Source organism: Yersinia massiliensis, from assembly GCF_003048255.1.
Lineage (GTDB): Bacteria > Pseudomonadota > Gammaproteobacteria > Enterobacterales > Enterobacteriaceae > Yersinia > Yersinia massiliensis_A.
The window spans coordinates 2,981,081-3,000,499 of the sequence record NZ_CP028487.1 but is presented as its reverse complement, the minus strand read 5'-3'; the positions used below and the strand labels follow the sequence as shown (position 1 = coordinate 3,000,499).

The window sequence follows — 19,419 nt, the reverse complement described above, 5'->3', positions numbered from 1 at the left end:
GCAGTCCAGTTCTGGACTGTAAGATAAATCATGATTCCTCAAATCTGAGTTATGAGGTAAATCAACAACCTCCAACTCTGGACGATGGAACAAATCAGCATATCCGTACCTGCGAAATTTTCGTAGGTCACAGAGTTACTGTGAGTAAGCCTATTCAGCCCTCTGGTGCTTCTTTGGCCTTCTTGCGCTTACGGCGTTTGATCTCACCTTGCAAAGCAGCCACGACAAATTGCGAGGTACTTTCACCGTCATCTTTCACTAATTCAACTTCATCAATAACTTCATGCGGAACTCTGGCATGTATTTTTTGTGATTTGGCATTAACGCTACCTGTTGCCATTACTGAATCCTCAATCATTTGGTGGAACACAGTATACACAAAAAATAAATTAATAAAATGGTTGAAGTGGAACACTGTTGATGCTTATAGTGTGTTCCACCTTGGGGCTTTAGATGCTCAAGAAATAACGAAGCCCGGAAGTGCGCTAACACTAACCGGGCCTCTTACCACCAACGATAGTCTGAATATCGAGGCAGCTATGTTAAATCATACCCCAACTCGCTTTAAATTTCTCTTTCTCGCCGTGCACCGTTCTGACCTGAGCGCAAAGCCGCACCGTGAATCTGTAACCGCCCATTCTGAACAAGATGCCCGCCGCTCTCTGGCTGGTCAGTTCGTACTTTCCTTTGCTGGCCGCATTCCTGCACAGGGGGTATGCAATGCTTAAAAAATACCGTGTTGAATTTAGCGCATTAGACGCTGCTGGTGGTGCTCTCAAACTGTCATGGTGTGGTGAAGCTGAAAGCCTTGATAAAGCATCTGCCACTGTTCTCTTGGGGGCTACAGAGCGCCGGTTAAGCAACGTTCAGATCACCAGCATCATGCAGCTCCTTGATGAGGATGATATCTACCCACCTTCATACAAAGAAACTCAAGCCCTGATTGCTGAACTGATGGGCAGCCATGGTAAGCCAATCCCTGACACCAGAGAGAATGTATCCCGCACTCGGTTACTTCGCGTTAAAGAAGGTCTGCTTCATTTGTTGACGGTTGTTATTCCTCTGATTGAGAACGAGCAGCAACGATTGCAGGTGTATTGGTGGGCTGAGGCGGTACATAACATCGTACGGTTTGAAGAGCATGATGCGAAAAATGAGCAGGGGGTGTGCAATGTCTAAAAAAACTGAACTGGCTCCGCTAGCGGCCAAAGATTTGCAGGTTATTGAGTATCGCGGTCAGCGTGTGGCAACCACCGAGCAGCTTGCGGCTGGGTATGGCACAACGGTGATTCGTATTCAGCAAAACCACCATGAAAATAAATCCCGTTTTGTTGAGGGTAAGCATTTCTTCAAAGTGGTTGGTACTGAACTCAACAATTTGCGACTAGTTTTAAGCGAACTGCAAATTTCACCAAAAACTCGCTCACTTATGCTCTGGACTGAACGCGGTGCGGCCAATCACGCGAAGATGTTAGAAACGGATCAGGCGTGGGACTACTTCAACGACCTCACTGAGTTTTACTTCTCCCGACGGGATGCATTGCCAGCACCTGCAACGATTCCCGACCTCAGTCGTCTGGAAATCCTTAAGTTGGCTATCGACTCTGAGCAAGGCCGTTTAGCTGAAAAGCAACGCGCCGACAAAGCTATTCGTACCAAAGGCCAGATTAGCCGTAAACGTGAAGCCAGCGCTCTCGGCAAACTAAGTGCAGCCACTCGCAAATGTCGTGTACTGGAAGAACGGCTGGGGGAAAGTACAAAGCATGCCACGGTGAAAGCTGTAGAAAATGTGACTCATCAGAAGTTTGCGTGGCATCCATTGCGAAAATGGTGTCTTGAAAATGGCTTTAAACCTGAGATTGTGCCTGATCCACAGTATGGCTCTGTAAAATCATGGCCCCGCGAAGCATGGTTGGCAGTACATAACATTAATCTGTCCGATGTTATGGGGGTGACTCATGGATAAATTAGCGCCCTGCGAAGTTTCCGATCTTCTCAGTCAAATTGCTTCAATTTTAAAAGTCAGTTCAATGCTGATTGCTAGTGAGGATGGTAACGACACGGGTTACGAACTTCTTTGGATTGCTATGGATCGCGCTGAAAAAGCGGCGAAAAATATCGAGGGGGTGAATTATGCGCGAACCGCTGCCAAATGATCGTTACAAAGACAGTCATGGCTCATTGGTCACTGTCGATAATGTTGCCTTTAATCGCGTTACTTTTAGCCGTGACGGATATTCATCGCCCTGCATTATGCCACTGGCGCGGTTCGTTGCTGAATTTACCTTTATCGGGAGAGCGTAGCTATGAAAGCCAATAAATCAGTACCTCTGGATATTGCCACGCATAAGGCGGGTCAATTAAATGCTCTCTTGCTGTTGATGTTTGAATCCAATGTTGAATTAGATACTACTGACGAAAAGGAATTACTAGGTCTAGCACTTGATCTCGCCGGGCCAGTTGCGGTTCATTTGCTTGAGCGGGAGGCCGGACAAAATGGAGCGCCTTGATAAAGCCAGTAGCTAAATGCCCTGTATTTAATTAGTTAGCATTCCAACATCTCAAAAATAACAGCCATCAGGCTGGGGACTCGCTCGGCCTGATGAAAGGAAAGGATATATTTATGACGAACCTGAATCATTCAATCGAATTAAATCGTAAACATATTGCAGTGGCATTTATCGCTTATTGTCAGAAACGAAATAGAGGCGAATCCATTGCCAATGTCATTATTAATTCTAGAAAGGTTGTTGTTCTGGAAAATTTAACTGAGGCAGCAATTTGTAATTGCCTTATTCATTCTTTGGAAGTGCTTTGTTTTCAGGAATTCGGGCGTGATGACGGTTCTCGGATCCTTGTGGAAACCTACACTCAGATGCTGAGTAAAGATAACAGTAAATTGACACCGCACGGCGTCGAGACAATGACGGAAGTCATGAAGGCTACGGTCGTAGAGACTTTGGCTAATCCTCATGATAACCGGCATGGGCTGGTATTCAGTCAGGACGGTGCAGCATGAAACCTTCCATCGACATGATCCGTGAAGTGACGGCTCAGGCCACCCACCGCTGGCGCGATATTCTTGGTTACCTCGGTATAGATGTACCAGAACGACCTCGTGACCATTCTGCTTGTCCGGCATGTGGCGGCAAAGACAGATTCCGATTTGACGATCAGGATGGACGTGGGACACATTTTTGCAATCAGTGTGGTGCCGGTGATGGGCTCGAGCTGGTACAAAAAGTTAAGCAATGTACCTCCACTGAGGCGGCGATTATGGTCGCTGATGCGCTGGGAATGGCTCTAAATTCACCCATGCCGGTATCCACTAAGCCTGTAAAACAACCCGCACAGCCAGACATACCAATAGCGAATAAGGTTGCGGAGCTGGTGGCGAAAACGGTATCAGGCGAATCTCACTACCTACTTAATAAGGGGCTTCCAAGCCCCTCCCAAGCCCTACTGAGTGATGGTTCCTTGTTGCTGGTACTGCAAACGATGGAGGGCGTTATAACGGGTGCACAGGTGATTAAGCCTGATGGCACCAAACGTCTGATATCTGGAACCATCAAGAAAGGTTCGTTCATTCCCGTCAGACTCCCACCAATATCAAGTAATGAGCCGGTTGTAACGGTACTTATTGCAGAAGGTAACGCAACCGGCGTTACCGTTTCGTTATTGAGTGATGGGGCTGTGCTGGCGGCCATTGATGAAGGGAATCTGATCCATATAGCGAAAACCAGCCGGGAACGTTGGCCTGATGCGAAAATTATCATTGCTGCTGATAACGACCTTAAGCCCGGTGAAAAGAATGTTGGGAAAGAATCTGCTGAGAAAGCGGCTACTGCGGTGAATGGTTGGGTTGCCTTACCACCAACAGATCATAAGGCCGATTGGGATGATTATCGCCAGCAGTATGGGCTGGACGCCAGCATTACCGCGTTCGCTGATTCGCTATATCAACCACATATTTTGGCAGAAGAGGAGCCTCCGGTTGCGGAGCCTCAGGATGTCAGACGTCCCTATGTCGATGAGCGTAAAGGTGGCATGTATTGGGTTGAACCCAAACTGGATAAAAGTAACGGCAATATTACGGAAAGAGAAAGCTGGCTGAGTGACCCGATATCCGTTGCGGGGATAGGTGAAGATGATAACGAACGGTACCTGATCCTCTGTTGGACGCCGGAGGGTAGCAATACCGAACGTTCAGAAGCTTTACCCATGCGTGATATTGGCGAACGGGAAGGTTGGTCGCGGCTGCGGGCTGGTGGTTTGTCTATCACAGCTAAAAGTGGGTTACGGGCAATACTGGCTGATTATCTGCAACGTAGTGGAGAGCGGCAGCTTTGGACAGTTGCCAATGCTACTGGCTGGCAGTGTGGGGCATACATTATGCCGGATGGTTCGGTGATTGGGTCGCCTGCAACCCCTGTACTCTTTAATGGCCGTTCATCGGCGGCAAAAGGCTACACCACTAAAGGTACGCCAGAGAGCTGGCGCAGTAACGTGGCAAAACTCGCTCGAGGCAACCCCTCCATGATGTTGGGTATTGCCTGTGCCTTTGCTGCTCCGCTCATTGGTCTGGCTGGCGCGGATGGTTTTGGTGTTCATTTATTCGGTGGCTCCTCCGCAGGTAAAACCACGACGGGTAACGCAGCTACCACTGTTTATGGTGAACCCGAAGCACTGAAGCTCACTTGGTACTCAACAGCATTAGGGCTGGTGAACGAAGCAGCAGCACATAACGATGGATTTATGCCTCTGGATGAAATAGGGCAAGGCAGCAATAAACGCGCAGTTGCTGATGCTGCTTATGCTTTGTTTAACGGCGTCGGCAAAATTCAGGGGGCCAAGGAGGGCGGTAATCGGGATGTGAAACGCTGGCGCGCAATGGCATTCAGTACCGGTGAGATCGATCTCGAAAGTTATATCAGAGCTGATGGTGGCAAAGTAAACGCTGGCCAACTGGTGCGGTTATTAAATGTCCCTATTACCAAAGCAACTGAATACCATGGCTATAAGGACGGTAAAGCGCATGCAGATGCTATGCGAGATGCCTGTAAAGACCACTACGGTGCGGTAGGGCGGGCATGGATAAAATGTCTAGCCAGTCAGAAAGAGGCGACAGCGCAAGCTGTCAGGGATGCGGAACGTCGGTGGATAGCATTATTACCCGATGAAGCTAGTGAGCAGGTACGCCGTGTTGCATCGAGGTTCGCCATACTGGAAGCCGCTTTGCTGCTTTCCAAACACCTTACCAGTTGGAATGAACAAGAGTGTCGTGATGCTTTACAGCATGGCTTTAATGCATGGGTTAATGATTTTGGTATGGGGAACCGAGAGTCAAAAGCATGGGCGGAACAGGCTGAGTCTTTCTTGCAACGCTTCGGTTATAGCCGTTATTTACCACACCCTGAAACGGATCCGCGAGATTTACCAATAAAGGATTTAGCGGGGTATCGGGAGAAAAAGCAGGGACTCGACACATTGGTATTCCATACCTTCCCGTCGGTGTTTCGCGACGAGATAGCCGTAGGTGCTAATGCAGTGGCTTTTGCTCAGGTTCTGGCAGATGCCGGTATGTTGGATAAACCGAGCAAGGGGATCACCAAGAAAACGCTCAGAATTGACGGTAAGCAACCCCGTTTTGTGGTGCTCATGATGCCAGATGATTTGGAGGAATAAGCAGGTCGCCTCCATTTGAACTGACCTGAATCGGATAAATCATTCTCTCTGGCGGGGTATTACACCAATGCCCTGACAGAGAGTAAAAGAATACAGGGTATGCATATCATGAGAATGACAAAAGAATTACGTGCTGAGGTATTTCGGCTTAAACAATCAGGCATCGGTTATAAACGGATAGCTGACATGACTAACTTGAATCTGAGCACAGTCAAAAGCGCCTGTAAGCGGTCTGGATTATTTGCTGATAATCCCGAGCATACAGCGATGTTTACGATACCAGAGAAGCAATACAGCACTGCACTTATAGTGCCAAAGCCGTTACCCGTGCAGCGGCGTATTACGGGAGACAGGCAGACAGACGCCTATTTATGGGTGTTGGAAGTTATCAATACCGGCGAACCTGGACATATTGCGGCGGCAGAAGAAGCTTTGCACAAACTGACTATATCCCCCAAAGATGCTCGTGATAATTACACCCGTTATCTGGAGGCGAATGGTGCGGGATGGACTGCCAGCTTTTCCACAATGATGATGGGCGACCCGCAGCATTATATAGACAGGGCCAGAATCCAATTTACTCGTGCAGCAGAGGTCAGGGGGACATTTGGCAGCTATGAAGCTGCATTGGAACCTACCAAAGCGGAACAACTCATGGAGATGGTCTGTGGTGATATTTATGATAATGATTTTGGCTGGACACCTAAGGAAAAAAAGAAGGGATGTATTGAGGGTAAGCGAGTTACTGAGGTATGGGACCTGCGAGCGCAAGCGTCAAAGGGTTTCGCTGGGGTTTTACCAGAGCCTCATACACTGTCTGATGTTGTAAGAGAATTTCAGTATTGGCAATGGTTATATACGGTGCGTAATGCTGCTTGCAAAGAAATGGATCCTGGTGGATATGGTTATGATTGTGACGGCCCTATATCAGACCGTGAAACCTATCTTGATAAGAAACTTGAAATCATCCGTCCTCGTCATCAACGAGAAGCACTAGAAGTATTGAAATGGTATTTGCAAAGTGAGCGACATCAGAGTTTTTCAGGCTCAGATAATGATGCGGTATATCTCAATTTGATAGGCGTGCATATAGGGGATGCGTTGATAGATAATTAAATAATGACATTAACATCGCCTAACGTGCTGCTATTGTGGTTGATGTTGGCGTTATTATGTCTTTTCTCGTTACGAATTATGGTAATATACCTACATAGCTAATCAATATAAATAGTGAGTCGTATATTAAATACGGCTCGCTTTTTTATTGGGTAACGTTCAGAGATTCAGAGGGGTATCCATAAATATGCGTGATATTCAGTTGGTATTAGAACGCTGGGGTGGTTGGGCAGCAAATGAAGATAGTGGCGTTGGTTACTCCCCCATTGCAGCCGGATTCAAAGGGCTTTTACCAAGTACCTCGAAAGCACGATTGTCTTGCTGTGATAATGACGGGCTGCTAGTTGATGCAGCTATAGGCCGACTGAAGAAGGCGGGGAGAGATGAAGATTATGAATTGATAGAACAGCACTACAAAAAAGGGATATCAAAGTCAGCAATAGCCAGAAAACAGAAATGTTCTGAAGGAAAGATTAGATTAAAACTCATGATGGCAGAAACCTTTGTTGATGCTTGCCTGATGATGGCAGGGGTCAAGTTAGAAATGGATGAGTGGACATATAAATCTGAAATAGAAAAAATTGCATAAAAAGCTATTCGTAACGAATTTTACCTATTATTGTGTTAAGAGTGGTTACTTTGTCACGTAGCTTACACAATTAAAAAGACCTTGCTTCGGCGGGGTTTTTTGTTTCAGTCTTCACCGCTAATTGGGTATACTAATTTCGAGGTATGCTCAGGTTGATACGCACTATCGACTTTCCAAAAGAAACTGAGCATATTTCACTTGTACGCAGTGACGGCCGGGAAAGACCGGCAACCCCCTAAAAATTATTAATCTTGGTATCAATTTGTATTGGAGCATTTCCACAAGACATATATATACTCCTAGTAATGATGGTAGATACTAGGAGATGAAGCATGTCAGACGTTACATCACATATAACGCTTGAAATATTGGCGCTAAAAAAGATAGTTTCAGCGTTTTATTGCACGCTAGGTCCTTCAGAACGAGCGAGACTTGATGTCATGCTAATGGACAAAAGCTCTCTAGATGGGGAGATTAAGTCGCCGTCATTGCAGCTAGAAATTCAAGATAAAATTAATAAAATCCTGCTGTAGAGTGACTTAGTTGTGATGTCACTGTCGAGATAGTTCGATTAATTATAAAGCCCTGGTATTTACTGGGGCTTTTTGCATTTTAGAGGTATGCGGTCAGCACATTGGTAGGTGTTGACGCCGGAACCGTAACCGGCTTCAAAGAGTCCTCGCCATCGTGCGGTTTTTTGTTTATGTATCTACCTCTAATTGGGTATACTGATTTTGAAGTATGCTCAGGCTGACATCCAGGGTCATCTGTCCAAAAGAAGCTGAGCATATTTCATCTACAATGAAAACTGACAGCCGGGAAAGACCGGCAACTATTCAAGCCCTTGAGTTAATTGCTCACGGATTTATGGTTTTGTGAGTCATGCCCACTGTAAAGGTGGTTATGTTTAAGGTTTGTTTATAATTGCAATGTAAATTATTCAGTGCTGTGATAGCTACCTTGGTGCAAGGATTGCATTATCATTGATACGGTTGCAGGGTTAACTATCACAGCCCCGAATTTTAAAGCCTCGGTTAATCGCCGGGGCTTTTTGCATTCTACATTCGCATGGGTACTGGATTGGTTAATCCAATCGTTGTGAAACAGTATCCAGCCGAATGCCTTCTGATTAAATAAACAAAAATGTTTATATTTAACTTGCAAGCATAAACAAAAATGCTTATAATAATTTCAAGTTAAACAAACAGGAGGAGGCGGTGAAGCAGAGCGAGTTTCGAAGATGGCTCGAAGCTCAAGGGGTAGAGATTAAGAACGGAACGAATCATCTTAAACTCTACTACCAAGGCAAGCAGTCAGTGATGCCAAGACACCCCAGTAAAGAGTTAGGGGAATCGTTAAGGAAAGCGATAATCAAACAGTTAGGCATCAAATAATAAATCGGCCCTTAGGGGCTGGTTACTCGCAAAGGTTCATCGTATTAAATATGCGATATCCAGTAAAACTACAGAAAGATGGTGATGGGTACTTTGTTAGTTTCCCAGATATCCCAGAGGCATTAACTCAGGGCGAAACCAGAGAAGAAGCGTTAGAGATGGCGCGTGACGCTCTGGTAACGGCGTTTGATTTTTACTTCGAAGATAATCGCCCGGTTCCACTGCCAAGTGATTCGGGTGATGACTTAGTGTCAGTTCCTGCGAGTGTGTGGGCAAAGGTTTTACTGCTCAACACAATGCTTGAGACCGGAATAACTAACGCTGAATTAGCGCGCCGAATGGGGCTTAAGCCACAGGAGGTTCAGCGGATTGTCACGTTAGGCCATAACACAAAGATTGATACAGTCGAGGCAGCGCTTACTGCTCTGGGTAAGCGTCTTGAGCTATCAGTTAGCTAATAAACAAAGCAATTAATTTTAAGGCTCACTTCGGTGGGCCTTTTTTATTTAGCCCGCCGCCAGCGCCAATCACCCTCAAACAAACTCCGTGTCTGAATGGATCACGGCGGCAGGGCTATTCCCTACACAACAGCATACGAACCCGACCAACGGCGGGAAGATAATTCCCCAAATGGGGAGGTGGGTTATGAAGATGGAAAAATACTCAAGCGGCATCGCGAAATTCTTCGGTGGGCTTTTGATGGGGTTTGGAGCGATGTCCTTAAATGACTGGGCTGTTTTTATTGGTATGGCTTGTGCTGTAGGTACGTTCGCCTTGAACTGGTACTACAAGGACAAGGAATTCAAGCTGAAGTTTAAGCCTAGGTCTGGAGCTGAAAATGTCACCAGCACTGAGGAATAAGATAATTGGCGTATCGGGTGGTGGGTAATGGCCTCAATCAAAACCAAACTAAGCGCTGCAGTTCTTGGTGTTGTGCTGGCTGGAGCGCCGGCGTCGGTCATTCTCAGTCAATTTCTTGATGAAAAAGAGGGAAATAGACTTTCTGCTTACCGGGATGGTCAGGGCAAGCCGACTATCTGCCGTGGTATTACTTATATCGACGGTAAACCCGTGCTGATGGGAATGAGGCTTACCGCAGCTCAATGCGACAAGTTAAACCAGAAAGAATCAGCCGCCGCCATAGCGTGGGTCGAACGGAATGTTCACGTTCCACTGACTGAACCACAGAAAGCCGGTATAGCTTCATTCTGCCCTTACAACATTGGTCCTCCAAAATGCCTACCATCTACGTTTTATTACAAACTCAACGCTGGCGACCGTAAAGGCGCATGTGCTGAGATCAAACGCTGGGTTCGTGACGGCGGCAAGGATTGTAATATTCGCTCAAATAACTGTTACGGGCAGATAGAGCGCCGCGCGCAAGAAAGCGAACTGACGTGCTGGGGGCTGGATGAATAAAGCCATTGGGATACTCATTGCTGTACTTATAGTTGCTGCTATTTGCGTAGCTGGCGGGTACTGGTGGGGTAGCGACAGCAAAGATTCGGAATGGTCCCTTAAGTGGACCAAGCGTGATAAGTCAGATCTTGAGGCAGAAAAAGCCGCTAAAAAGAGCGCTGACGAGAAAGAGGGTCAACTTCAAGCTGCACAATCAGCCGGATTAAAAGCATACCAACAAGGGGTAGCAGATGCTGAGAACAAAGCAAAAGGCACTATTGCTGCTTACCGCGCTGGCAATATCAGGTTGCAAAAGCGCTTCGAGTGTCTCTCCGCTTCAGTTGGGGATATGTCCGTTACTCCCGCCAGTGGACAGCTCACTGATGCAGCCAGAGATTGCGGATTTTCAGACGCAGATGTCGGATTTCTTATTTCAATCGCTGAACGAGCCGACAAGCTAGTTGAGAAGGTCACCGCACTGCAGAAGGTAGTCACTGATGACAGACGAATAATTAACGATGCCCGATCACAGTAGGGATTTAAAATTGAAATCTAAGATAGTTATTAATTTAATCGACATTGTTTTCCTGTTGCTGCTGGGTTACGGACTATGGCAACCAGAAAGCGGTCTATTGAATGTCGCTCAAGCTTATATCTGGCTAATGATACTACTTTCGTGGTTATCCATGCTTATCGTGCTCGGGATCATTATTGCTATTTATGCTGCTACTGGTGAACAGAAACAACCGCTGGTGGATTATTTGGGAAAGATATTTAAGCCATCAGATAAATCAAAATTTTCAAAGGTAATAGGCTGGATACGGTTCGTTGCTGTCGTTTCCTGCATGGCATACATCGGGTGGATCGTTACTTCAATTTTCTTCGCTGCTTCCTCTCTATTTTTTAGAGCGACAAGGTATATGGCGAGAGAAGTGATAAAGCTTCAAAACCCATAAACACCAATTAAGGGGGTAATGATGGATCGTCCGAGTTTGATTGCAGGACAACTAGCGGGTGATAGGCTGAGTTTCCAGATATTACAGGTAGAAGCCCAGCCAAGCGAAACTATCACAATCGACAAAGAATTATTTAAACAGCTTCTTCAGCTTGTCCTCGACCTTCCTGATCTCGGCAGTAAACTTGCTGCTATCAACGTTGATGCTAGATCCGCAGCGGCAGGTGAAGTGCTTGTTAAACTTGAGCCAAGCGTATTTCTTCTTCGTCTTAGTGCCGCACTTAGGGCATGCGGGTAACTCAATTTCCTGATTATCGAGCATCGACATAGATATTCCCTTCTTGGTTGTGTGAGAACTCCCAAGATACCACCGCCGCCTGAGGTGGAGAAGTAAACAGGCACACAATTGCATGAGCATTACAGGTGGCATTCATTGAGTGTCATCGATAATGCGCAAACCAAAGTCACCTCGTTAACTCCGGCTCGCTGTGGGGGTTAATGCTGGTGGCTTTTTTATTTAGGGATAGGTCATGGCAAATCTTAAAGATTTATCCAATCAGTTGCAGTCGATAAAAAAGCAGCTCCCTTTTGCAGCAGCTCAGGCTCTAACCAGTGTTGCCCGCCAGATTGCCGCCGCTCAGAAGGTGGGTATGCAGCGCAATCTAGATAATCCGACACCTTTCACCGTTAGTTCTGTTGGTTCATTTGGGGCTCGTAAAGACCGATTGCAGGCCAAAGTGTTTGTGCGTGATATTGCTGCCAGTTATCTCGAACCGTTCGAGTTCGGCGGTCAGCACAAGCTCAATGGTCAAGCATTGCTCAATCCCAAAAACATAAAGCTGAATAAGTTCGGCAACTTAGCCCGTAATAAAACGCAGCAGCTCAAGGCTAAAGAAAATGTCTTTGTAGGGGAGGTGAATGGCGTTAGTGGTTTCTTTCAGCGTAAGAAAGGCAAAAAGAGCAAAAAGGTTAAGAAGCGCCAAAAACGCTCTCCTAATGGTGTGCATCGTGCCAGAGAGAAACAAAGAGCACCTAAGTTGCTGATTCAGTTTGGTGATGCACTGGCCGTTAAGCCAACGCTTGGATACTTTGACCGGGCAAACGTAATGGCACAGGCTTTAATGCCCGGTGCATTAAGCCTAGCAATCGAACAGGCACTGAAGACGGCTAAATAACAAACCACTCAACCATTGTATAGCTAACGCGCCTCGCCTATGCGGGGCTTTTTATTGCCTAAATTACAGGTGATACATGAAAGAGTTAACTCAGGAAAGGCTGAAAGAGCTACTTCACTACGAACCTGATACCGGTGTATTTACGTGGCTGGTCTATCGTAGCTTTAGGGCTGTAGCTGGCTCAGTAGCTGGGCGCACCAATATGACAACAGGCTATGTAGAAATACAAATTGATGGTCGTCGCTACAAGGGGCATCGCCTTGCATGGCTCTATATGACGGGTGAGCAAGCCAACAGTCAGATTGATCATGTGAATGAGGTAAAGGTAGATAATCGCATTAGCAATCTTCGTGTTGCTACTCGAGCAGAAAACAAAAGGAATGTTGGCATCACTAAAGCCAATACATCAGGTGCAAAGGGTGTCTATAAGCAAGGTAATCGCTGGATTGCTCAGGCGCAGATGGACGGGAAGAAATACCGATTAGGTAGCTTCATGAGCGTTGATGATGCAGCCAAGGCATACGACTCGTTTTGCCAGCAGTCTTATGGGGAGTTTTATCACCATAGTTCGGCCCGTTCAGTTGATAATCATTATCAATAAAAAATGGGTCCTTCCTGGCAACATTTATTACACGGGACATTGCGCGCCTCGTTCTGCGTCTAGCTATCAACTTTTGAAATTTGGGTAACAGGTAACAGCCGGGGTAACAGATGAACCAGTCAGATTTTGCAAAACTTCACAACGTCAGTCGGAAGACAGTAACAGCGTGGAAGGCGCGTGGGTGGCTGGTTCTGGCAGGTGATGATATCGATGTTGAGGCATCAAACGCCAACATTGAGCGCTTTCGGAAAACTGTTACCCGACCTGAGAAAAAAGCAGCAGGTAACACGCAAGGTAACAAACAAGGTAACAGCCCTAAGGGTAACAGTTCAGGTAACAAATCCAGCGGCGACCCGGCAGAATCCCCCGCAAGAATTGTCGAGAAGATGATCGCCGAGAAGGGCGTCGAAATGACCATCGATGAAGCGCGCGCAATGAAAGAGAACTTTCTGGCGCTACTGACCCGCCTTGAGTACGAAATCAAGTCAGGTCAGGTGCTTCCCTACAAAGATATGATTGAGGCGGTAGGTGGCGAGTATTCCCGTATGCGTACCCGCCTGATAGCTATTGCTCCCGAACATGGCCCCCGTTTGCGGGTGCTAGCCTCAACCACTAACGATGCGGAGTTTGTTGCAGCACTGCAAGAAGTGGTTTACGAGGCAATGGAGGAGTTAAGCCTTGATAACAATAACAACGGAGAAAGCGGCTAATCCTGCCGCCTGGCAAAACTTTTCCACCGAACTCCATCAGCGGCGCAAGAACGTTAACCCCCCTGAGCCTTTGTCATTGAGTGAATGGGCCAATAAGCATGCAGTACTGTCAAAAGAGACAAGTGCGCAGACTGGGCGTTTTCGCTCTTTTGCTTATCAGGATGGCATGATGGATGCGGTGACTGACCCTTTGGTAACTCAGGTGTCCGTTATGAAGTCGGCACGAGTGGGCTATACCAAGATTCTGGATCATGTCATTGGCTATTATCTGGTGCATGACCCATCTCCTATATTGGTTGTTCAGCCTCGAGTCGAGGATGCGGAGGACTACAGTAAAACTGAGATTTCCCCGATGCTGAGGGATACCCCCGTCCTCGCTGAGATATCGGGTGATCCGAAAGCCAAGAGTAGTAACCAGACCATCCTTAAAAAGCAGTTTCTCAATGGCGCCAATTTAACGCTGGTTGGGGCAAATAGTCCCGGCGGCTTTCGTCGTATCACTTGCCGTATCATTGCCTTCGATGAAGTTGACGGTTATCCCATTGCAGGGGCCGGTGTTGACGGCGATCAGATAGCTTTGGGTACTAAGCGTTCGGAAACATTCTGGAATAGGAAAATCATATTAGGTTCAACCCCCACCGTGAAAGGGATTAGCCGAATTGAAAAGGCTTACGCAGAAAGTGATCAGCGTAAATATTATGTTCCATGCCCTCATTGTGGTGAGTTTCAAACGCTGGAATGGGGTGGACCAGAAACACCTTACGGGATTAAGTGGGATAAAGATGCAGACGGTAATGGATTGCCGGAAACGGCCTATTATGTTTGTCGCCATAACGGTTGCGTGATTCACCACAACGATAAAGCCGGAATGGTCAAAACGGGACAATGGCAGGCAACCATGCCCTTTAAAGGGCATGCAGGCTTTCATATTTGGGCGGGATACAGTCTCTTTCCTAACGCAGCATGGAAGTATCTGGTCGCTGAGTGGTTGCGGGTGAAAGACGACCCCCTGATGCGTCAGACATTCATCAACCTTGTCTTGGGTGAACCCTATGAAGATCGCGGTGAAAAGGCGCTCAGTGAAAAAAGCCTGGCAGAACGTTGTGAGGTTTATTCCGCTGAAGTCCCTGATGGTGTTGCCGTCGTCACCGCCGGTATCGATACGCAAGACGGACGGCTTGAGGTTGAGGTGGTGGGCTGGGGCCGGAATGAAGAAAGCTGGTCTATCGCTTATGACGTTATTGAAGGGGATTTAGAAACTGACGAACCCTGGCGGCGGCTTGATGCTTACCTGAAGCAGACTTGGCGGAGAGCTGACGGGCGAGGATTTACGATTATGGCTGCCTGTCACGACTCCGGCGGGCATCATACCCAGAAGGTGTATGAGTTTTCCAAGGAGCGGATTGGGCGGCGGATATGGGCGATAAAAGGCGAGTCGGCAAGAGGCGGTAAGCGTTCCCCCATCTGGCCAACAAAGCGCCCATCTTCTCGGTCAAAGTCTCAATTCAAGCCCATTATACTGGGTGTGAATGCCGCAAAAGACGCCATTCGTTCCCGTCTTCACATGGAGCAACCGGCAGCGGGCATTCCTTCCGCTGGGTATATGCACTACCCAGTTGAGCGTGATTTACACTATTTTAGCCAATTACTTGCAGAGCGATCCGTTGTTAAAACGGCGGGCGGGCAACGTTATCGTGTTTGGGAATTATTGCCTGGGCGCGCAAATGAGGCATTAGATTGCCGGGTATACAGCTATGCAGCATTGAAAGGATTGCTGCATTTTGGATTAAGTCTTAACCAATATGCTGACAGCCTTTTAAGCCATCCTGAAAAATTACTGCCTCCTTCGGACGTTAAAGAAGACAAGCCCAACTTGCGTTTTCCGGGCGTCATTATTCCAGAGTCACAACCCACTACACCCAAGAGTAGAGCCAGAAGGCTGGCGTAAGGATATCCATGTTCAATGCAAACACTAGCCTACTGGCCGGTGCGATGAGTCGCGTCCAATTAGAAGAGGCATTAAACCGAGCGCAGCAAGCCTATATCGAATTATCGTCCGGCGCGAAGGGCGTTTCGTTCTCCTATGCGCAAGGGGATGGCACCCGATCGGTTACCTATCAGCAAACAGATATTGGGACACTAATGGGGTTAATTCAGCTTCTTCAGGCTCAGTTAGGCGTTGTTAAGCGTCCGCGTAGGGCGCTAAGGTTTCGTTACTGATGAAAAATGAAGTGAGAATTTTAGGACCTGACGGTCATCCGCTGGCACCTTCGCGATCCCGTGCATCCATGCTCAGTGGTTCCCGAGGGGTTCCCTACGACGCCGCTGATCAATTCAGTGACGCGATGGCCAACTGGCAACCGTCATTGTGGTCGCCAGATAACGAAATCAACACCTCTCGCGATCAGGTGGTTGCCCGTGTTCGGGACATGGTACGTAACGATGGTTGGGCCTCGGGCAGTGTGACCCGCATTTTGGATAATGCTGTTGGTGCATCTTTTCGCCCACTGGCCAAGGTCGATTATCGGACGCTGGCACTGATGACTGGGAATCCTAAGTTTGACGCGAAATGGGCTGATGAATATGGACGAGCCATTGAGTCAGGTTGGCGAATTTGGGCGAATGATCCTAATCGTTATTGTGATGTCGAAAGAAAGAAAACCGTAGCCCAACTGTTGCGGCTTGGTTTCCGGCACAAGTTGATCGACGGTGACGCGCTTTGTGTCATGCAATATCGCCCTGACCGTCTTGGCTATGGTAAAGCGCAGTATGCCACGGCAATACAAATTATTGACCCGGACAGATTAAGTAACCCACAGCAGAAGTTCGACATGTTGAATGTTCGTGGTGGAGTCGAAATTGATGAGGACGGGGTGCCCATGGCCTACCACATCCGCAAGGCGCATATGGGGGACTGGTGGGCGGCGCAAGAAACCATGACATGGGAGCGTATCCCGCGAGAAACTGACTGGGGTCGCCCAATTGTCATCCATGATTTTGACAGCGATCGAGCCTCACAGCATCGAGGGATCAGTATTTTCACCCCCATCGTTCAGCGTCTGAGAATGCTGATTAAGTACGATGAAGTAGAGCTGCAGTCTTCAATCCTTAATTCCGTTTTTGCTGCTTTTATCACATCACCTTATGACCCGAGTTTGGTCGCGGACGCCCTTGATACGGGGGAAGAAGTTAACCGGTATCAAGATATGCGCCGTGAGTATCACGATGAAAAAAGGCTGTCTCTACAAGGCGGTGCACGAATACCAATTCTCGCACCGGGCGAGGGAATGGAGACGCTAAGTGCAGTACGGCCAACCAGTAACTTTATCGCCTTTGAAAGTGCCGCGCTGAGAAATGTCGCGGCGTCATTGGGCATTTCCACCCAGCAGCTGACTCAAGACTGGTCTGATGTTAACTACAGTTCAGCCCGTTCCGCCATGCTAGAGGCTTGGAAAACCCTGACCCGTCGTCGCGATGACTTTGCTACAGGTTTCGCCCAGCCTATTTTGTCGTGCTTTATCGAAGAACTGCATGACTTAGGCGAAGTTCCCTTACCGGATGGCGCACCTGATTTTCTCGCAGCGAAAGCGGCCTATTGCCGTGCTCAGTGGATGGGTCCCGGCCGTGGCTGGGTTGACCCCGTGGCTGAGAAGAAAGGGGCCATTCTTGGGATGGAGGCGGGGCTGTCTACTCTCGAAATGGAAGCGGCTGAGAACGTCGGTGAAGACTGGGAAGAACTACTGGATCAGCGCCAGCGAGAACGTGAGGCATACATTGAGCGTGGGTTGCCTATCCCTACATGGCTGCAAGCTGACACCTTTGCACCTGATCAACAACAAAAACCGGAGGCACAGTGAATCTTCCACATTTAGCCCAGCGGCTATTTAACACCCCGCTGGCACTTCACCCGCACAAGGCTGAAGTGGTTATGGCGGCACTGACTGATCGGTTCGGCTTGACGCGCATTCAGTCTAGTGGCGATTGGGATGATGAAGGGGATGATTTCTTTTCACGCAAAGGTCGTGATTGTGGTTATGACGTCATCGAGGGTATAGCAGTTATTCCGATTCAGGGCACGTTGGTGCAAAAGTTAGGCACCCTGCGACCTTATAGCGGCATGACAGGCTATGACGGCATTCGGGCCAGCTTTCTGACCGCAATGAATGATGATGCGGTTAAGGGCATTTGTTTTGACATTGACTCACCGGGCGGTGAAGTCGCCGGCTGTTTTGATTTGGCCGATGAAATCTATGCTGCCCGAGGCGCTAAACCCATCTGGTCAATCCTGTCCGAAAATGCTTATTCAGCTGCTTATGCACTGGCCAGTGCGGCGGATAAGATTATCGTCCCGCGAACGGGCGGCGTCGGTTCTATCGGTGTCATCGTGATGCATGTTGACTGGTCGCAGCGCATAAAAAGTGATGGGGTGCAGGTCACGATAATCACTTTTGGCAGCCGAAAAGCTGAGTCAAACCCTTGGGAACCTTTAAGCGAAGAGGCGAAAAAAGCCATTCAGTCAGATGTTGACGAGATGGGCCGCCTGTTCGTGAGTACCGTTTCCCGCAATCGCGGGATAGCAGAGAGAACCATCAGGGATACCGAGGCGGCCTGTTTCTTAGCTGCTGATGGTGTGCAACTGGGGCTAGCTGATCAAGTTGCCTCACCTGATGTCGCATTCCGCGATTTATTAACATTGGTTGGAGAAAAGTAATGGCGAAAATTAAAGGATTTTCACACCTGTTTGGCCGTGGGGCCAAAGCATCAGAAGAGACCGAAGACGATAAGGAAAAGTCCAAAAAGGCCAAAGGTCGTCAGGCTGAAGAGGATGAAAAAGATCCTGACGCTGAAGAGGACGATGACGATTCAAACGATAATCCTGACGATCAGGATGAAAAGGACCCTGATGCCGAGGATGACAGCGATGATGCTGACGCGGATGAAGGGCGTGATGATGACGGTGATGATGATACCGACGACCGTAATGTCAAAAAAGGTCGCAGTGCTGAACGTCAGCGCTGTGCACGTATCTTTGGCAGCAAACATGCTACCGGGCGCGGAGATTTAGCGGTTTCTCTGGCACTCAATTCCGGCATGAGTTCCGCCGCAGTGATCCGTGTTCTTGCCTCCACTGCAGCTACTTCACCGGCATCAGCCCCTCGTAAACGTTCTTTGGATGAGCGGATGCAAGCCCACGGTAATGTACAGCCTGGACAAGACACCGCCGCCGCATCAAAAGGCGCGTCACTGGTCAATAAGATGACCAGCCTCTATGACTCAGCAAAGGGTAAAAAATAATGGATAACTTCGGACAAAATGCTTTCCAGCCGGGTATGCGCTCATCTCTGTATGTGCCCGACCAGTTAATCGCCGGAACACTGCAACTGGTCACGGATACCGCTGTTATTGCTCAGGCAGCGGCAATCCATTTGCGTGGCACCGTGATGGGAAAAATTACAGCATCAGGCGAATACATCAAGTCAGTAAAAGATGCGGATGACGGCAGCGAAGTGCCGGTTGCGATCCTTGTCGATGATGTGGATACAACAACAACGTCTCAGCGCGGGGGCCTATACTTGATGGGACAATTCAATCAAAACCGCATTATTCATGATGCTTCATGGACGCAGGCCGAGTTAAAAACGGCACTTCGGACGTATTCAATCTTCCTCGAAGACAGCACCCAAGCAACAGTTTAAAACCTCACTTTCTGATTTGCACTCAATGCCACTCACCTGGCAGGGGTTTGCTCGTCTTCAATCTTGATCTGGTGGCTCTGGCTGCCAGAAAATTAAAAGA

The 19,419-nt window shown here is 48.0% G+C and carries 28 protein-coding genes; 27 read left to right on the top strand and 1 reads right to left on the bottom strand.

Annotation, left to right across the window (positions count from 1 at the left end; all coding sequences use genetic code 11):
• Window positions 1–154: 154 nt before the first annotated feature.
• Window positions 155–340, bottom strand: coding sequence for a YlcI/YnfO family protein (locus DA391_RS24515; protein ID WP_049614860.1), 186 nt, complete (start codon window positions 338–340; stop codon window positions 155–157).
• A gap of 199 nt (window positions 341–539) precedes the next feature.
• Here DA391_RS24515 and DA391_RS24510 point away from each other — a divergent pair, with 199 nt between their 5' ends.
• The 27 genes from DA391_RS24510 to DA391_RS13970 all read left to right on the top strand — a co-directional run bounded on the left by DA391_RS24510 (window position 540) and on the right by DA391_RS13970 (window position 19,319).
• Window positions 540–728: a host cell division inhibitor Icd-like protein gene (locus tag DA391_RS24510; RefSeq protein ID WP_240624740.1), complete on the top strand. Its 189-nt coding sequence runs from the start codon at window positions 540–542 to the stop codon at window positions 726–728.
• Complete coding sequence (locus DA391_RS24505; RefSeq protein ID WP_240624738.1) at window positions 721–1,179, top strand: hypothetical protein; 459 nt, start codon at window positions 721–723, stop codon at window positions 1,177–1,179. The genes DA391_RS24510 and DA391_RS24505 overlap by 8 nt, the downstream gene beginning before the upstream one ends.
• The gene (locus tag DA391_RS14090) at window positions 1,172–1,966 is read left to right on the top strand and encodes an ORF6N domain-containing protein (protein WP_049602770.1); all 795 of its coding nucleotides are present in this window, start codon (window positions 1,172–1,174) and stop codon (window positions 1,964–1,966) included. Before DA391_RS24505 ends, DA391_RS14090 begins: the two co-directional genes overlap by 8 nt.
• Window positions 1,959–2,156: a hypothetical protein gene (locus DA391_RS14085; RefSeq protein WP_049602771.1), complete on the top strand. Its 198-nt coding sequence runs from the start codon at window positions 1,959–1,961 to the stop codon at window positions 2,154–2,156. The genes DA391_RS14090 and DA391_RS14085 overlap by 8 nt, the downstream gene beginning before the upstream one ends.
• Window positions 2,134–2,304, top strand: a complete 171-nt coding sequence (locus tag DA391_RS14080; RefSeq protein WP_049602772.1) for a DUF4222 domain-containing protein — start codon at window positions 2,134–2,136, stop codon at window positions 2,302–2,304. Before DA391_RS14085 ends, DA391_RS14080 begins: the two co-directional genes overlap by 23 nt.
• A gap of 2 nt (window positions 2,305–2,306) precedes the next feature.
• Window positions 2,307–2,510, top strand: a complete 204-nt coding sequence (locus tag DA391_RS14075; RefSeq protein WP_108087890.1) for a hypothetical protein — start codon at window positions 2,307–2,309, stop codon at window positions 2,508–2,510.
• Between the two features lie 113 nt (window positions 2,511–2,623).
• A complete protein-coding gene (locus tag DA391_RS14070) occupies window positions 2,624–3,019 on the top strand; it encodes a hypothetical protein (protein ID WP_032898470.1) in 396 nt (131 codons plus the stop codon).
• On the top strand, window positions 3,016–5,685 hold the full coding sequence (locus DA391_RS14065) for a TOPRIM and DUF927 domain-containing protein (RefSeq protein ID WP_108087889.1): 2,670 nt from the start codon (window positions 3,016–3,018) through the stop codon (window positions 5,683–5,685). Before DA391_RS14070 ends, DA391_RS14065 begins: the two co-directional genes overlap by 4 nt.
• 99 nt (window positions 5,686–5,784) lie before the next feature.
• Entirely contained in the window at window positions 5,785–6,801 is a 1,017-nt protein-coding gene (locus tag DA391_RS14060) for a hypothetical protein (protein WP_108087888.1), read from the top strand.
• 187 nt (window positions 6,802–6,988) lie between these two features.
• On the top strand, window positions 6,989–7,390 hold the full coding sequence (locus DA391_RS14055; RefSeq protein WP_108087887.1) for an antiterminator Q family protein: 402 nt from the start codon (window positions 6,989–6,991) through the stop codon (window positions 7,388–7,390).
• A 332-nt stretch (window positions 7,391–7,722) separates the two neighbouring features.
• Window positions 7,723–7,923, top strand: a complete 201-nt coding sequence (locus DA391_RS14050; RefSeq protein ID WP_019210745.1) for a hypothetical protein — start codon at window positions 7,723–7,725, stop codon at window positions 7,921–7,923.
• Window positions 7,924–8,607: 684 nt separating this feature from the next.
• A complete protein-coding gene (locus DA391_RS14045) occupies window positions 8,608–8,784 on the top strand; it encodes a type II toxin-antitoxin system HicA family toxin (protein ID WP_050879015.1) in 177 nt (58 codons plus the stop codon).
• A 50-nt stretch (window positions 8,785–8,834) separates the two neighbouring features.
• The gene (locus DA391_RS14040; RefSeq protein ID WP_050879014.1) at window positions 8,835–9,242 is read left to right on the top strand and encodes a type II toxin-antitoxin system HicB family antitoxin; all 408 of its coding nucleotides are present in this window, start codon (window positions 8,835–8,837) and stop codon (window positions 9,240–9,242) included.
• A gap of 187 nt (window positions 9,243–9,429) precedes the next feature.
• The gene (locus DA391_RS14035) at window positions 9,430–9,645 is read left to right on the top strand and encodes a phage holin family protein (protein ID WP_050081311.1); all 216 of its coding nucleotides are present in this window, start codon (window positions 9,430–9,432) and stop codon (window positions 9,643–9,645) included.
• Between the two features lie 27 nt (window positions 9,646–9,672).
• Entirely contained in the window at window positions 9,673–10,203 is a 531-nt protein-coding gene (locus tag DA391_RS14030; RefSeq protein WP_108087886.1) for a lysozyme, read from the top strand.
• Entirely contained in the window at window positions 10,196–10,717 is a 522-nt protein-coding gene (locus tag DA391_RS14025; protein WP_108087885.1) for a DUF2514 family protein, read from the top strand. Before DA391_RS14030 ends, DA391_RS14025 begins: the two co-directional genes overlap by 8 nt.
• A gap of 10 nt (window positions 10,718–10,727) precedes the next feature.
• Window positions 10,728–11,138, top strand: coding sequence for a hypothetical protein (locus tag DA391_RS14020; protein ID WP_145566227.1), 411 nt, complete (start codon window positions 10,728–10,730; stop codon window positions 11,136–11,138).
• A gap of 18 nt (window positions 11,139–11,156) precedes the next feature.
• Complete coding sequence (locus DA391_RS14015; RefSeq protein ID WP_145566229.1) at window positions 11,157–11,435, top strand: hypothetical protein; 279 nt, start codon at window positions 11,157–11,159, stop codon at window positions 11,433–11,435.
• Between the two features lie 232 nt (window positions 11,436–11,667).
• Window positions 11,668–12,312: a hypothetical protein gene (locus DA391_RS14010; protein WP_108087882.1), complete on the top strand. Its 645-nt coding sequence runs from the start codon at window positions 11,668–11,670 to the stop codon at window positions 12,310–12,312.
• A 76-nt stretch (window positions 12,313–12,388) separates the two neighbouring features.
• Window positions 12,389–12,913 (top strand): HNH endonuclease signature motif containing protein, encoded by a 525-nt coding sequence (locus tag DA391_RS14005; protein ID WP_108087881.1) that lies wholly within the window; start codon window positions 12,389–12,391, stop codon window positions 12,911–12,913.
• A 110-nt stretch (window positions 12,914–13,023) separates the two neighbouring features.
• Window positions 13,024–13,623 (top strand): RNA polymerase subunit sigma-70, encoded by a 600-nt coding sequence (locus DA391_RS14000; protein ID WP_108087880.1) that lies wholly within the window; start codon window positions 13,024–13,026, stop codon window positions 13,621–13,623.
• Window positions 13,592–15,571, top strand: coding sequence for a phage terminase large subunit family protein (locus DA391_RS13995; protein ID WP_264191903.1), 1,980 nt, complete (start codon window positions 13,592–13,594; stop codon window positions 15,569–15,571). Before DA391_RS14000 ends, DA391_RS13995 begins: the two co-directional genes overlap by 32 nt.
• 8 nt (window positions 15,572–15,579) lie before the next feature.
• A complete protein-coding gene (gpW, locus tag DA391_RS13990) occupies window positions 15,580–15,843 on the top strand; it encodes a gpW family head-tail joining protein (RefSeq protein WP_108087879.1) in 264 nt (87 codons plus the stop codon).
• Window positions 15,843–17,480 carry a phage portal protein gene (locus DA391_RS13985; RefSeq protein ID WP_226723099.1) on the top strand — a complete coding sequence of 546 codons (1,638 nt, stop codon included), beginning with the start codon at window positions 15,843–15,845 and terminating at the stop codon, window positions 17,478–17,480. The genes gpW and DA391_RS13985 overlap by 1 nt, the downstream gene beginning before the upstream one ends.
• The gene (locus tag DA391_RS13980) at window positions 17,477–18,334 is read left to right on the top strand and encodes a S49 family peptidase (RefSeq protein ID WP_108087878.1); all 858 of its coding nucleotides are present in this window, start codon (window positions 17,477–17,479) and stop codon (window positions 18,332–18,334) included. Before DA391_RS13985 ends, DA391_RS13980 begins: the two co-directional genes overlap by 4 nt.
• Window positions 18,334–18,918 (top strand): DNA primase, encoded by a 585-nt coding sequence (locus DA391_RS13975; protein ID WP_108087877.1) that lies wholly within the window; start codon window positions 18,334–18,336, stop codon window positions 18,916–18,918. Before DA391_RS13980 ends, DA391_RS13975 begins: the two co-directional genes overlap by 1 nt.
• Window positions 18,918–19,319 carry a head decoration protein gene (locus DA391_RS13970; protein ID WP_108087807.1) on the top strand — a complete coding sequence of 134 codons (402 nt, stop codon included), beginning with the start codon at window positions 18,918–18,920 and terminating at the stop codon, window positions 19,317–19,319. Before DA391_RS13975 ends, DA391_RS13970 begins: the two co-directional genes overlap by 1 nt.
• Window positions 19,320–19,419 lie beyond the last annotated feature (100 nt).